Annotated in this window: 13 protein-coding genes; 9 read left to right on the top strand and 4 right to left on the bottom strand. The window is 41.0% G+C overall.

The annotated features are described in order from the left end of the window. The first annotated feature begins 152 nt into the window (after positions 1-152). From ED605_RS07245 to ED605_RS07230, 3 genes are all read left to right on the top strand, one after another. Positions 153-1,808, top strand: coding sequence for an ArnT family glycosyltransferase (locus ED605_RS07245; protein WP_121978217.1), 1,656 nt, complete (start codon positions 153-155; stop codon positions 1,806-1,808). Between the two features lie 9 nt (positions 1,809-1,817). Continuing rightward, the gene (locus tag ED605_RS07240; RefSeq protein ID WP_225419077.1) at positions 1,818-3,557 is read left to right on the top strand and encodes a putative glycosyltransferase family protein; all 1,740 of its coding nucleotides are present in this window, start codon (positions 1,818-1,820) and stop codon (positions 3,555-3,557) included. A 521-nt stretch (positions 3,558-4,078) separates the two neighbouring features. Then, positions 4,079-5,287, top strand: coding sequence for a D-alanyl-D-alanine carboxypeptidase (locus ED605_RS07230; RefSeq protein WP_121978215.1), 1,209 nt, complete (start codon positions 4,079-4,081; stop codon positions 5,285-5,287). Positions 5,288-5,373: 86 nt separating this feature from the next. On the opposite strand, the gene ED605_RS07225 is transcribed toward ED605_RS07230, so the two are convergent. From ED605_RS07225 to ED605_RS07210, 4 genes are read right to left on the bottom strand one after another with little or no spacing between them, the layout of a single operon-like run. Continuing rightward, complete coding sequence (locus tag ED605_RS07225; RefSeq protein WP_121978214.1) at positions 5,374-6,264, bottom strand: polysaccharide deacetylase family protein; 891 nt, start codon at positions 6,262-6,264, stop codon at positions 5,374-5,376. Then, positions 6,257-6,559 (bottom strand): hypothetical protein, encoded by a 303-nt coding sequence (locus ED605_RS07220; protein WP_370824653.1) that lies wholly within the window; start codon positions 6,557-6,559, stop codon positions 6,257-6,259. The genes ED605_RS07225 and ED605_RS07220 overlap by 8 nt, the downstream gene beginning before the upstream one ends. A 2-nt stretch (positions 6,560-6,561) precedes the next feature. After that, positions 6,562-7,776: a glycosyltransferase family 2 protein gene (locus tag ED605_RS07215; protein ID WP_121978213.1), complete on the bottom strand. Its 1,215-nt coding sequence runs from the start codon at positions 7,774-7,776 to the stop codon at positions 6,562-6,564. A gap of 36 nt (positions 7,777-7,812) precedes the next feature. Continuing rightward, a complete protein-coding gene (locus tag ED605_RS07210) occupies positions 7,813-8,925 on the bottom strand; it encodes a family 20 glycosylhydrolase (RefSeq protein ID WP_121978330.1) in 1,113 nt (370 codons plus the stop codon). Positions 8,926-9,298: 373 nt separating this feature from the next. Here ED605_RS07210 and ED605_RS07205 point away from each other — a divergent pair, with 373 nt between their 5' ends. The 6 genes from ED605_RS07205 (at position 9,299) to ED605_RS07180 (ending at position 14,212) form a co-directional block, all read left to right on the top strand. After that, entirely contained in the window at positions 9,299-10,123 is an 825-nt protein-coding gene (locus ED605_RS07205; RefSeq protein WP_121978212.1) for a hypothetical protein, read from the top strand. After that, entirely contained in the window at positions 10,107-10,811 is a 705-nt protein-coding gene (locus tag ED605_RS07200) for a hypothetical protein (protein ID WP_121978211.1), read from the top strand. The genes ED605_RS07205 and ED605_RS07200 overlap by 17 nt, the downstream gene beginning before the upstream one ends. Next, entirely contained in the window at positions 10,808-11,470 is a 663-nt protein-coding gene (locus tag ED605_RS07195; protein WP_121978210.1) for a hypothetical protein, read from the top strand. Before ED605_RS07200 ends, ED605_RS07195 begins: the two co-directional genes overlap by 4 nt. A gap of 5 nt (positions 11,471-11,475) precedes the next feature. Then, the gene (locus ED605_RS07190) at positions 11,476-12,108 is read left to right on the top strand and encodes an ABC transporter ATP-binding protein (RefSeq protein ID WP_121978209.1); all 633 of its coding nucleotides are present in this window, start codon (positions 11,476-11,478) and stop codon (positions 12,106-12,108) included. Positions 12,109-12,441: 333 nt separating this feature from the next. Further along, entirely contained in the window at positions 12,442-13,371 is a 930-nt protein-coding gene (locus tag ED605_RS07185; protein ID WP_121978208.1) for an AEC family transporter, read from the top strand. 94 nt (positions 13,372-13,465) lie between these two features. Then, positions 13,466-14,212, top strand: a complete 747-nt coding sequence (locus tag ED605_RS07180; protein ID WP_121978207.1) for a hypothetical protein — start codon at positions 13,466-13,468, stop codon at positions 14,210-14,212. Positions 14,213-14,218 lie beyond the last annotated feature (6 nt).

The following is a 14,218-nucleotide window of genomic DNA, read 5'->3' as shown; positions in this document are numbered from 1 at the left end:
TTTCTCTGATTTAATCATCGTTTTCGCAAGAATAATCGTTAAACGGTTAAAATTTTCAAGCCCTACACCCTTGTTACATATAATAATATGTATTTAATCTTTTGTTAAGATCTATTATACTAATTTTATAAAAAACTTTTTAGAATTGAGTGATGAGTGTGTCTTCAAAAGTGAAATCGTGGTTGTCAAAAAGGGCCTATCTGGGTCTTTTTCTCCTAATCAGTATCTGGTTTATGGGATTTGTCAGTTACACGTCCCCGTTATTTTATTTTGACTATTCTCCAGATAATAATTGCTTTTTTACGGTCGGCAAAGCATTAATGCATGGCATTTTGCCCTACAAGGACGTTTTTGAACAAAAGGGACCTTACGTTTATCTCATGCACGGGCTGGCTTCTCTAATCAGCAGTCGATCCTTACTGGGAATCTTTCCATTTGAAGTGTTAAGTCTCTTTCTCACCATGTACATAGTTTACAAAATCGCCCGTTTGAATACCTATCAGTTGGCCGCCTGTGCCATTGCGATTCTAGTGCCGGTTTTTCAACTGTTTCACCCATACTATAACTATGGTGATACGGTCGAATCATTACTATTTCCGGCTATGCTGGCACTTATTTACGTGCTGCTGAAAGCTGACCGAGCCCATTTTGTGCTTCCCGGCCAACTTTGGTGTCTCCAAGGCTTTTTGGTTGGATTGACCTTCTTGATGAAATATACGTTATTGGGCGGCTGGATCATCTTTTATTTGGCTATGTTTGGCTACTACGTCAAGCAAAAGTCATGGCGGGAGATGGCCAAATTAATCCGGTGGAGTCTCTTGGGCTTTTTAATCGCAACCTTACCCTGGTTAATTTTCTTTCTGGCAACCCATTCACTGACTGCCTTTTTTCACGTTTATTTTTACGAAAATATGCATATCTACATGTTGTCGGATAACTCAGTGTTTGCTAAATTCATTGAATCTTTGACTATCTACAGCAGTTTTCTCCGACAGGATCCATTGATTTTTGTTTGTGGCTTTGTTGGTTACGTCTACCTGCTCTTTAGCCGTTCAACTTTTCAGACCACTTGGGGCAAGATGCTGTTTGTCATGATGATGATCGTCAACGCTGCCTTTATTGTCTACGGTTATCATCCCGGCCAAGTTTACCAATACTATGAGCTGGCTTTCTTCCCCTACTTGGTCATTCCAAGCGTTTTTGCCTTTACCAACGCCATCAAAAGATTCAACATCACCATCAATGATCAAAATGAATCGCTGGTACTCTTAAGTTGCGCCCTGATCAGCTTCTTTTTAATCCTGGGTGTTAACGATAATATCTTAAGTTCTCGAATTTTCCCAAATAACAGCTCAGTCACACTTAATCAAACCAATCGGCCGCAGCAACCCGCCCAAGTTGAGTTCGGTAAGCTGATGCGATCCCAAAGCAAGGGCCGGCCAACTCTTCTGAACTACGGATCAATCGACATGGGATTCTACACGACTTCCGGGGCACTGCCAAGTACCTATTATTTCCAAAACTATAACATCGCCCATGACAAAGCACCTCAAATTTTGAACAGTCAAGCAACGGTCATCAAAAAGCGTCAGGTCCAGTGGGTCGTTTTAAATACGCCGGCCGGCAAACAAATCGGCAAATGGCACGGCTATGCCAGCGCCAAGGGCAAGATTACAAGCGGCAATATAAATCCGGGCACCAAGAAGATTGCCAAGTCACTGCTTAAAAATTATCGAGTTGTCACCAACCATACCCAGGCCTTCGAAGGGGCCAATGTGACGTACTGGCTGCTTAAACGAAAGGACTAAACTATCAGAATGAAAGAAAATAAGGCCTCTAAAATGGACATAATTTCAAAAATCGGCGTTACTAAAATCTTTTTTAAAAAGCAATGGCTAATTGTCGGCTCTTTTTTCATTTTTAGTATTCTTGATGTGATCGTATTTCTTAGATATGGTTGGTTATTTGGTGCCCAAGATTTACAATTTCATCTACAGCGAATTGAAGAATTGTACCAAAATATCCAACATCTAGGCTTCTTTCCATCTATCGCAACTTTTACGTTTAATCAAAACGGTTCAGCCGTTATGAGTATGTATCCCAAATTGCCGCTATACTTATTCGTCATTTGTCGATTAATAATTCGACAGCCAATTTTTAGTTATTACTTTGGCATCATTTTATCCACATTTATTGGACTAATCATTGCTTACTTCAGTTGTTTATCCATAAATCACAAAAAAACCACCGAAACCTATATTTTTGCCATTTCATACATGATGGCCGGTTTAACCGTCAACTACAATTTCTATATGGGAGACATCGGCATTAGCTTTAGTCTCATTTTCCTCCCCTTGGCATTTGCCGGATTGTTTCATTGGTTGACATCGGGTAAATACAAAATGTTGGCCCTTGGACTCTCTCTAATTTGTTTAAGTCACGTCTTGAATTTTATTTTCATCATTATTACCATGACTATTATTACCTTGATAAACATCAAAAAATTATCAAGGGCTAAATTTGTTAACCTTTTAAAAGCCATCAGTATCACGATTTTCGTAACCAGTAGTTTTTGGCTACCTGCACTAAGCTTCGGGGCCAGTACTTCCATGGTTAAGCCTTATGATGCCCACCTTCAAGGAATCAGCATCCCTGATTATTTAATTCGCAGCTTAACCAATAACATCACGTATGGGATCACATTATTTGCGACTTTGGGGTTAATTTTGGGACTTATTTGTTATCGTTATTTGCCGACGTACCTACGCCAACTGCTTTGGCTTTCAATTGGCTACTTTTTGATTAGCAGTAATTTATTCCCTTGGAAAATTTTTCAGCACACCAGTCTTCATTTAATCCAATTTCCGTGGAGAATACTTATTTTTTCACAATTATTTTTGATCTTCATCTTTAGTTACTTGGTTGGTAAATTACTCGCATGCTTTCCCCGAAAACAAATTAGGCAAATCATTATCATGACACTAACTGTTCTGGCAGTTACGTTATCCTTAAATACCCAGCAGCGCCATTTAAACTTTGAATTAAAGGCACCTGAAATCAGTTTCCCGATGAATGAAAATTATGGATTTGGCTATAAAGATGGTGTCGCCTGGTATAAAGTCACCAATAAATATGAGTATCAGCATTTAATGACTTATACTGGCACAGGAGATTACTTACCTCAAAGTTCTTTTAGAGTTTTCAAAAGAATCGCTGATCAATTTCACTCAGCTGCTTTAAGGCCTTCCAATAAATTATTACCCACAACCCTCAATCCTGGTAGTAATCAAACCAACATCTCATTTAATTTAAGCCAAGATGCAACCGAAGTCGAACTGCCTTTTATTACCTATAACCACCATTACCTAGTGCAGTTGGACAACCAAAAAATACCACTCAATACTAGTCGACACCAACTAGTACTATTAAAAAATATAAAGGCTGGAAATCACACCGTCCGTGTTCAATATCAGAACACTGCAATGACTGTCACTACCATTTTAATGACGGTTGTTGGACTGATTATTCTACTTTATCCCTTTCGCAAATCTGATTGAATTAACAGTGTTGTAGTGTACATTTCTTTAATTAAGATGCGTAGTCACAGTTGCCCATCAAGTGCACATTACTTGTCTTCCATCACATTCTGAATTATGCTAGAGTTAGTGAACATGAAGTTGATAATTTGATAGTTGATGAAATGGATGAGTGCGATGTCGTTTAATCGAAATTTTTATAAAGCGTTTCCATTTTGGTGCGGCCTGATTATTTTAACCAATCTATTACTGATAGGTGAGTGCCGCATATTCGATGCGTTTTGGTGGTATCACGTTGTGTCTACCCTAATCGGTTGTGTGATGATTGGTTACTCGTTTGTTGCTTCAAATTCGGAATAAGTTAACACTAACGGTGAAATGGTCGGCCAATTCGATTGTTTCACCGTTAAATTTAGCAATTATGCCAAGTTTCTAATCTTCTCTTAAGCTTGCCTTTCAAATCTGCAAATGAGTTCATTTATGACAATCAAATGTTATATAATGACGATGTTTGCTACAGTTTTTCAGAAAGGATTTTATTGATGAGAATGCCTACGTTTGTCACCATTGGCTTGGGGCTCCTAGTGAGCGTCGGCTGCTTAAATGCCCAGTCAACGCCTGTTCAGGCAAAGACCAAAAGCAGCTATCGAATCGTTAAAACAAAGGATTACAGTCACGTTTACAGCGATAAAAAGCACGCTGTCCGCTTACCCTATCACGTCAAAACGACCCACAATGCCTATATGTGGAATGCTCACCACACTAAAAAGCTGCATAATCTTAAAAATTATCAGGCAACTACCTGGTTTTTGGCAAAAAGTGTGGTCTTAAAGCATGGAAACCACAAATCTGTTTACTATCAAGTGAAAAATACCACCCACTCCCTAAGCGGCTACGTTTGGAAGGGCTATTTAGCCAAGGGTTACAGTCCAAAAGGATACCAAATTGTCCAACAAAAATGGGCCAACCAATCCGGCTCGTATTATCCTAAATACTATGGTCAGGATATTAAAATGTGGAATTATAACCACAGTAAAGTCCGCGTTCATTTAAAGAATTTCCCCGGCATGAATTGGTACCGGACCGAAACGGTTGTGATGCGGCATGGTAAAAAGCGCGCCGTTTACTACTATTTGAGTGGGACCCTCAGAGGAAATGGACGAACCGTCGGCGGTTACGTTTGGCACGGCTACTTAAAGCGGGGAACCAATCCCAACCATACCGGCCAAAATTATGTACCAATTGATGATTTCCTAGGTGATACCGACTACAACCAGTACGTTCAAACCGCTAAATACCAAAAACTAGCCAAGCAAATTGCTGACCTATTCTCAAATAGTCGGATCGACTACAACCTTTCAAGAATTGCGGCGTATAATTATGACGCGGCCAATCAATCCATCATGAGTGATGAAGATGTTAAGCCGATTGGTACTGGCGGCTATAGTCATATTCGGGCTTTTCCAGACATTGATCGTTACCTGTTAAAACATTCATCATGGTCAGATGCTAAAAAATTACAGGCAGTTAAGACGATGCTGAACGAGACCGGTTATGACGCAGATAAGCGGGCTTCGATGGGCAACTACCAAATCGGCATTCAGATCATCGATAACGTTCCCGATATTTTAGGCCAAATCGTGGCCAATGACGGTAACGGATACGCCAATGGCTACGCGCTGATCATTGGTCAACAAGATCCAACCGGCAATTCAGAAGATAATGATAAATCATTTTTCTACTACAATTAGTCACTTAAAAATAAACCACTGACACATATCTCGTGCCGGTGGCTTATTTTTTTACACAGTCACTTCATTTTTAATGCCAGTTGGTTTCACTGGCTTAACCATTTTGAAATACTCGGCCAACTACTCGAATTAACAATCACTCTGGGGGTCTCCTTAAGGTCACTGTGAGTGGTGACCAACCCATTGTTTAAAGTCAAAATTGCTTTCAAACCAAGCCGTTCATCCAGGAATTTTTGGACTTGTGGGGTGCCACTGCCATATGGATAGGTAAAAATTGGCGACCGATGTCCGAGCTTTTGTTTAAGTACTTGCTGACTGACCGCATAATCGCGCTTAAACCGAACAAAATTGTTAGGCAGGTTAAAGACCGGTGTCCCATGATCGACTAAATAGTGCATTCGATTGGTGTGGACGGCAAAGGTAACTAAATTTCCTGCCCGCTTCTTCATCCGTCGAATTGCGGGCCACGTTGCCAGTTTGGTGCCATCCTTATACCAACCAGTATTACCAGTAATGATAGAATCTGTAAATGGATAATGGTGTTTGAGTAGAACTGGTAATGCGTTATCAATCATGGTGCGATCAATATCATCAAACGTAATCACCACATAACGACCGTGAATCGGTCGATGTTTTTTAACTAATTTAATTAACTGGGGCATGGCAAGTACTTTCACGTGATGAGCTTGAATGACATCCATTTGATGTTTAAATTGCGAAAGATTGACGTTAAAATCATGAAACTGACTGTTGGGAGAAACCTGCTGGTCAAATTTAACAATCTCATTGGCTGCCAAAATTCGGTGGTAGCAAAGGACCATCACCCCGTTTTTGATCTGCTCATCCCGTTTAGAAATCGCGTAATCAGGCCGATTCCCCAATTCATACTTGATATTATGGTGAACACTAATTGCCAGAATCGTTAAAAAAGCGATGATCACACCAATTAGAATCCCCAAACGTGCTTTTTTACCCATGGTTTTCAGCCCTCCGTTTCAATCTACGGATTCGCCAACAACCAAAGATAATCATTAAACTGGTGACGACAACTACTAGCAGTGCAAAGATAACGTACGCTCTCACCGAAAGATTCAAAACCAGATAATCGGCAACCAGTGAGTCTGAGTACGCGTTTAATAGAAAGCAAACATTAATATAAATAATCGATCCGGTCACCAGCCATAATGCAATTAAGATCAGTGCTCGTCTGATCATTACCAAAATCGATGAATGCTTACGAATAATCAATTTAGATGGTAGCGATTTTCTCATGATCAAAGCCCCCTGTCCGGACTACGCCAACTGCCGGTGTGCTTTGGATCCAGAAAAAACGACCCCAAAGCAGTTAAGCAACTGATCAGATTAATAAACCAGTAGAAAATGACGTACAGCGGCAGTAGCAGTAAGTCTTGCCAACTGATAAAGTCCGATTTCTTTGAATCCGCGTAACCAATTAGGAATTGTACCAAACTAATCAGCAACAGTAAAAATAAAATCACCCCGTCCAGAATCAAATCGCCGGTAAACAGGACCGTCATTAAGTAAAATAGTGTCACAAACGAACAGCTAATGGCCCAGAGATCACTGATAATCATATCAAGCAACAGCCATTGCTCACTGAGGCGCCCCGTCACCAGCAGCTTACGATTGCGAAACAGTACTTCAAACCCGCCACGGGCCCAACGTTGTCGCTGATGAATCAGATCTCTGACGTGCTCTGGTACCAGAATCCAAGCCACGGCTTGTGGGCAGTAGACTACCTGCCAATGATGCTGATACAACCGCCAAGTGACGTCGATGTCTTCGGTGATGGCATCGATATTCCACCAGCCAACATCAGCCAGCGCCGCTTTTCGATAAGCGACTACCACGCCGGAAACCGTCGTGATATGCCCCGTCACAAATGCTTGGCCCCGTTTAATGATGTCAATCACACCAACGTATTCCAACAATTCGAGTCGGCCCAAAATGCTGGTCCGATTTCTGACGATCGGTTTGCCGCCGACCGCTCCAACCCGTGGATTGTTATAAAATTGCGCCAGCATCGGTTCCAAGACGTGTCGGTCAACATAGCTGTCGGCATCCAAGCACAGCAGGAATTTACCGCGAGCAACTTTGGCACCCTGATTTAACGCATTGGCCTTACCTTGATTGGGTTGAAGGTTAAGGACTTCGATCGGCAGCTGCCCATGATATTGTTGTGCCAGTTGCTTCATCACCTTCAAAGTAGCATCTTGGCTACCGTCATTAATTAAAATCAATTCAATAGGTGAATAGGTCAGTTCAGAAACCGACTGAACAACACTGGCCAGCGTTTCAGCTTCATTATGAGCCGGAATCAGGACTGATACCAAGTCCGCCGGTTTGCCCTCATGTAAATTAATCAATGGTACTTGGCGTTGCTGAATTGAAAAGAAAACCGAACCGGTAATCCAAACAATCGACACAATCACCGGATACAAAATAACAAATGAGCTAAGTGTCCCCATCACACTCTCCCCCCTAATAATTGAATTTTAACTTGATCACACTGGCTTTCGGGCAAGTGCCAGAAAATTTTCAATAAATTTTTCACCAGCTCGATAAATCTGATGATCCGTAATCTTGCCAGCCGCGTCCGCCCAAAAAGAAACGCTGCTGCCAACAATACCGCGCCGTGATTTGAGCTTAGTCGCGTGATCGGTATGCCACAGTGTTGGCTTCCAGTACCGTTTCATATCACTGCTCATATAAGCAACGTTTTTCGGCCGCAAATTCTGTTTGGAAATATTAAAGTACAGATAATAATCATTGTAATTCAACACTTTAAAGTGATTAGCAATCAGTCGCGGCATGGAAGCCCACGTCTTTTTCCGCAGTGCCCCCAGTTTGCCGGACTGATCAGCCGTCCAATTCCAATAAGTGACTTGGATGTGATGATTCAATGCACTAAGACTGTGATTTAAAAACCCATCGTTCCACGCCTCCGGAATGAATCCTAATTTTTCGACGTTTTGACTGGTGGCGTTTAAATACTTAATGTAGGCGGTGTTTTTCGTCACTTTATCGGTAAACTCATCCCCGCCAAGGTGAAACCGAGCGTTCGCCTGACCGGCAAAATCTGTTGCAACTTGTCGATCAACTTCCTTCACAAACGCAATACTGGTCGCATTTAAATGAAGCTCATCCCCATAACTTTTTGACTGCCAACTAAGCCTTTTAGCCAGCTGCGCCTTACCGGCAGCCTTCATCGTGTTGACCAGCCCAGTCACATGAGCGGGAGTATCAATTTCTGGAATCAGTGTCAGGTGTCTTTGCTTCGCAATCATTAGTAGATAGTGAATCTGTGACGAGCTATAAAAAGCTTGATGAGTGATCCTGTTTCGCCAGACCCCGCCTTTTTCAACGGCCCGATCACGAGTCTGACCCACCTGTTGATTTTCAATAGCGAAATCCTTGTCGTCACTTAGATGTAGTTGAATAAATTGGCCATGGTGATCAGCAACCAACTGAATAAACTTAACCAGCGTTGCAACGTGATAATGGTGCCGAGAAACGTCTAAGGTGACCCCATTAAATTGACCATCCTGATTAGTTGCCGTCTTTTGTGGCGTCTTAGCCGACAAACTACATCCCATCAGTAACACAACCAGTGGCATGAAAAGTAACCAGCGTTTATGCATGACTTGCTCCCCCCATTCAGCAATCAAAATTAACCCTTTTTAAAGCCAAACTTATACTAGCAAAGATCGCTCACATGGTTAAAAAAGTCGCTCATAATTCATGAATTGTTAGATTCTCTTAATAATTAATGGAGGGAAAAACGATCATTTTCTTGGATAGCTAAATAATTTTATCGATCGATCATCACTGCCATGTAGGGAGTTAGGTGCCAAAAAAGATTCTGTTCACAAAATCTTCAAACAGTTTTCACAAAAAATTCACTTGGATACGATTAAATGAAATAAGTATTTTATGATAGATGAATTATGTCCAATATTAAATACATTACATATAGAAAGAGGAAAGCCATTGCTATCATCGGAATTAACCGCGATTAAACATTCAAAGCGAAGTATGCTAAGCATCCTATTCTTATTGATCGCCATCATCCTGGGCGAAGCATTTTCCTGGTATGGAAATTACTATCTATTTTGGGATTATGCAAGATATAAACATATTGCGTTATCTTTTAAAAATGTTTATCACCCAACCATGACCACTTTTCTAGCCGGCAACACTTCTGGTCAATTCTTACAGACCATGATCATTTGGCTGCTACCTATGTATTTGCTTTTAATCAGCACCCAACGATTAGTCGAACAAAGCCAAACTGAAAGCAATTATGTGACTTTGTCCCGCTCTTCAAAGATTAACCGTTACCTGGTAACCAGTCAATTAACCCAATTCATTGTCTTTATGGGCCTCTTTTTAGTGTTATTTATCTTTGATTTTTTGTTGGCAGAATTACTATTTCACAACGGTCAATCTTTCATGGACTTGGAGAACTCGACAAAGTATTCTCATTTATTGGCATTAGAAATGCACCATCCCAATTTAACCTACCTGGCCTATTCCGTCATCGTCAGCGCTGCCTTCGGGTTATTTGCCGTGGTCGTTCAGGTACTGGTTTTGATCTTAAAACGACCCATTCTGGTTTATCCAGTTTCCCTGGGAATCTGGTTCTTTATGGTCGCAATGCCGGCCAGTTCAACTTATTTTATACAGCCATTTATCGAATACGATTGGGGCACCTATCTTTCAGCGCTAATCAGCTACTTATTGATTTGTGGTGCTATCATTGTTGGCAGTAATCTTTGGCTAAAATTGCGGGGTAAATATGTTTATTTCAGCTAAAAGAAGAACTCGTTACCGGGTTATCAGTTTAATCATCTTGGTCATTTTCTTATGGCTTAATTGGAGTCAAAATACCAATGTTCAGCCAAACGCAACCGAAATCCAAGCTTGGCAATCCTTATTTTCAACCGAAAGTGGCGCCTTCTCAATTTTCTTCTTTGGCCCAGTGATCGCAACTATCTTCATCGTCTTTGAACTGAGTAATCGAAATTCCTACCTGGTCTATTATCGAACATCACGTCGATCGATGCTTCATCAATCCGAAAAGCAGCTGTTATTTGATGCGATTCTCTTTAGTACCACTTACGTTCTTTTTGGGTCGATCCTCAATCAACTATTCATGGGAAAAGGAATTTTTGAATGGTCCTTTGGCCTACTATTAGTAATCACAATTATTAACACAACTTTGTTTTTGAGCTTTTTGGGAGAAATTTCCCGAATTCTCATGGTTTTTTATCGTGATTACTTGGTGCTGGTGATGTTAATTTGTGCCAATATCCTTTTAAGCATCGCTGCCAGATTTTTCCATTTTTGGATTCCACTATTTGAAATTAACTTATTTTCCAACTTTTTTGCGGGTCACCTGACGATTCTGATTGTTATTCGCTCCTTTTCCAGACTACTCCTATGCTTCTTAGTCAGCCTTTTAATCGCCAGAAAATGTCTGCATTGGGAGGATATTTTGTGAATACGCGAAAACTAACAATTGAGTTGCTTTTGATTAATGGTTTGAATTTGTTATATGACTTAGCCAACCGCAAGCCGATTCTGCTGGGCCTGAATTATCATTTCAAAATTTTGGACTTGGCTGCCAATCTCATTTGGTTACTGGCCGTCAGTTATGTCTTTGCGACATTCTTCGAACAACGTTTTCTGGCGACCGTTCCAAGTATTGTCACACGGTACCAAACCCGCCGACAATTGCTTGGAAAAATCATGAAATTAGCTGTCACGGTGGCGATCATTCAGGCTGGCAGCCAAAGTGGACTGATCTTGATTACTTTAGAAGCACCATTTAGGTTGGTTTGGCAGATTTTTGCAACAGCCGGCCTGGCGTGGTTGGTGATCTTAGTTGGCTTTACCTGCCTTTGGCTAGAATTCAGTAGCGCCATTGCCTACCTTAGTCTGTTTATCGGCTATGTTGGGTGCTTAATACTGGGCGACCTGTTCATTTCGAACGGTCAACTTGGCGGCTGGACCACGTTACTTACCCCTCAGCTCATTAATGGTTATCGACTAATGGCGTTGCCGGCCGGTTCCCAATTATTGATTAGCAGCGCTGAAGCCGGCCTGATAGTCGGCTGGTTGCTTGGGGTTATCAAACACTATGATTTCTTGAAAGGTTGAATAAGATGAGTATCGAACTAAAAAACGTCACGAAAAAGATTAAGAAAACAACCGTGCTTAAAAACGTTTCATATCGCTTTGAAGCGGGCCACATTTATGGCCTTGCGGGTCGAAACGGCTCCGGTAAAACCATGTTAATAAGAGCAATCGCCGGTTTACTGATTCCAAGTTTAGGCCAAGTTATCATTGATGGCGAACCATTACACGAAAAAATCGATTTCCCACCCAGCATTGGGGTGACGATTGAAAATACGGTATTTCCAAAGGATTTGACAGGACTTGAAAACCTGGTCGCGTTAAGCAAGATTAAACATCAAGCCACACTTGATGATATTAAATCAGCTTTTGAAAAGGTCGGAATGGCGGAGCGGGAATGGAATACCAAAGTCGCCAAATATTCATTGGGGATGCGGCAGAAATTAAGCATTGCTCAGGCACTTTTCGAAAAGCCGAAACTCCTTTTGCTGGATGAGCCAACAAACGGCCTAGATCAAGAGAGTACCGAGAAATTAAGAGAAACCCTAAGACAAGAAGCTAATCGCGGTACAACCGTAATTTTAGCGAGCCACGATAAAGATGACCTGAAACTTTTGAGTCAAACCGTCATCCAAATTGATGGTGGTGCCATCGTCAATTAGGATTATCAGAATAATTACTTCACCATTGCACGGAATTCTTTTCAGGAAGAGTTTCGTGCTTATTTATTGAGCATTTTGGGAACACCTAACCAACAACTCGGTTACTGTGATCAGTTACATAGATCGAGAAAACTATTTTCACAAAAATGAAACTAATTCTTATTTTTCCATCAGTAATAAGGTTATTCCTGAATCAACGATCATTGTCCCTGCGAGCTCTCTGGGAAGATCGGCTGATTGCCCACAATGATTAAGATTTGCGATACAATGTAAGTGGTCTAGATAGTTTTTCAAGAAACTATTGAAATCTACATTCTATCAGGAGGTGGTTCTTTGGCTCTCGGTCAACTTACCAATCAAATTGTGTTGATGTTTGTCTTAATGCTGGTCGGCGTCTTAATCAACAAGCTTGGCTTCATGCGGCCACAAACGTCAAACGATCTTACCAACATCCTGCTCTATATTGTTTCGCCTTGCTTAATTATCGGCGCCTTTGAGCAACATTATTCCGCTAGTCGAATGAAACAGCTCTTGCTGGTTTGCATCGGCATTTTCATCTTTTACATAGTCGAAATTGTAATTTCAAAACTAGCCTTTGGCCGGATTAGCAACATTAACCTGCGCCGAATTACCCAATATGGCAGTATTTATTCCAACGCCGGTTTTATGGGAGTTCCTATAACCAGCGCTTTATTTGGCAACAGTGGTGTCTTCTTTGCCGTTGCGTCATTGGCTGGGTTCAACATTTTTAGTTGGACTCACGGCGTCTCTCTTTTTAAGACAGGTCAAAAGACCACCGATCGCTGGCAAAACTTCCGTGAAATCATTGTCAATCCAAATATCATTTCCATTCTAATCGGCTTAATCTTTTTCCTCTATTCTTACCAGTTGCCGGAGCCGGCAAATGAGGTCGTCAAGTATATCAGCTCGATCAATACACCACTTTCAATGATTGTCATTGGCAACAGTTTAGGCAATATTAAACTAAATCGGCAACTCATTGACTGGCATCTCTGGTTGGCCCTTTTCTTCAGAAATGTTCTGTTCCCGATAATCGCTATCATTGTCTTGCAACTGCTAACAGTTTCGGGAGTGGCGTTATATACAACCGTCCTAATGGCTGCATGCCCCGCCGCTGGATTAGTTGTCCTCTTTACATTGCAGGCTTATGGTGATACCAGCCCGGCTGTCGCTTTGATGAGTCTTTCAACTATTTTGAGTCTGGTCACCATCCCATTGGTATTTGCACTGATTAAGTTTTAACCAAGATCATCTTTCATTTAGAATAATTAACGGATACTTATATTGGCTGGAGTGATCTTTCTTTTGTTAAAATGAGTGTATGGGAGGAAGTATAATGAGCAAAAAAATTATTGGTGCAGTAGTCGTAAGTTTATTGGCTTTTGGGGTAAATTTCACTGTAAAGCAAGCACCCATCCAAGCTGCTTACAGGTGGAATAAGGTAAAATACTATAACCATATTCCATTTCACGCAAAATCCAATAGTACAGCATATATGTGGAATTGGAAGCACACCAAACGTTTGCACAACCTAAGGAACTATCCACGAACCACTTGGTATTTATCAAAAAGTGTCAAAATGAACAATGGAAAAAAAGTCGGAATCTATTATCAAGTTACTAATGGTAAAGGAACCGTTTCTGGATTTGTTCATCGAAACTATTTAACAGCTGGTGTTAATCCAAAGGGACCTGTACTATTAACTCAAAATATCACTAATGAGCAGAAACAAAAAACCAGAGCAACCATTCTTAAAATTATGAACCAAACTCGCCCTGATGAAAATCTTCAGAAGGTTGCTGACAGCATCAATGAACTCAACACCAGTGATAGCTACGAGTATTATCAGAAACAGTTACCTATTGACGAACAATCATCATTAATCCAAATCACTTCAAATGGTGGGGGTGAAAATGACAAAGCTTTGAATTCTGGAAAAATTACTTATGCTGAATATTTAAGGAAGAATATCGAAACACAGCTTGCGTCAAGTGGATTGTCACTTTCATCAATTAAAGGCTATCGGATTGGAATCGGAATTAAACGGGGAGCTGATATCCTGTTACTACCACCAACAAAATGAATGGAT

It is taken from the genome of Lentilactobacillus raoultii (assembly GCF_900411375.1).
In the GTDB taxonomy this organism is placed as follows: Bacteria; Bacillota; Bacilli; order Lactobacillales; family Lactobacillaceae; genus Lentilactobacillus; species Lentilactobacillus raoultii.
The sequence above is the reverse complement of the archived record's forward strand: the minus strand, read 5'-3'. Positions and strand labels throughout refer to the sequence as shown.

What these genes read in the sequence shown, in the direction of transcription:
- ED605_RS07245 (WP_121978217.1), top strand. Translation starts at nt 153, where the DNA reads ATGAGTGTGTCTTCAAAAGTGAAATCGTGGTTGTCAAAAAGGGCCTAT.
- ED605_RS07240 (WP_225419077.1), top strand. Translation starts at nt 1,818, where the DNA reads ATGAAAGAAAATAAGGCCTCTAAAATGGACATAATTTCAAAAATCGGC.
- ED605_RS07230 (WP_121978215.1), top strand. Translation starts at nt 4,079, where the DNA reads ATGAGAATGCCTACGTTTGTCACCATTGGCTTGGGGCTCCTAGTGAGC.
- ED605_RS07225 (WP_121978214.1), bottom strand. Translation starts at nt 6,264, where the DNA reads ATGGGTAAAAAAGCACGTTTGGGGATTCTAATTGGTGTGATCATCGCT.
- ED605_RS07220 (WP_370824653.1), bottom strand. Translation starts at nt 6,559, where the DNA reads ATGAGAAAATCGCTACCATCTAAATTGATTATTCGTAAGCATTCATCG.
- ED605_RS07215 (WP_121978213.1), bottom strand. Translation starts at nt 7,776, where the DNA reads ATGGGGACACTTAGCTCATTTGTTATTTTGTATCCGGTGATTGTGTCG.
- ED605_RS07210 (WP_121978330.1), bottom strand. Translation starts at nt 8,925, where the DNA reads ATGCCACTGGTTGTGTTACTGATGGGATGTAGTTTGTCGGCTAAGACG.
- ED605_RS07200 (WP_121978211.1), top strand. Translation starts at nt 10,107, where the DNA reads ATGTTTATTTCAGCTAAAAGAAGAACTCGTTACCGGGTTATCAGTTTA.
- ED605_RS07190 (WP_121978209.1), top strand. Translation starts at nt 11,476, where the DNA reads ATGAGTATCGAACTAAAAAACGTCACGAAAAAGATTAAGAAAACAACC.
- ED605_RS07180 (WP_121978207.1), top strand. Translation starts at nt 13,466, where the DNA reads ATGAGCAAAAAAATTATTGGTGCAGTAGTCGTAAGTTTATTGGCTTTT.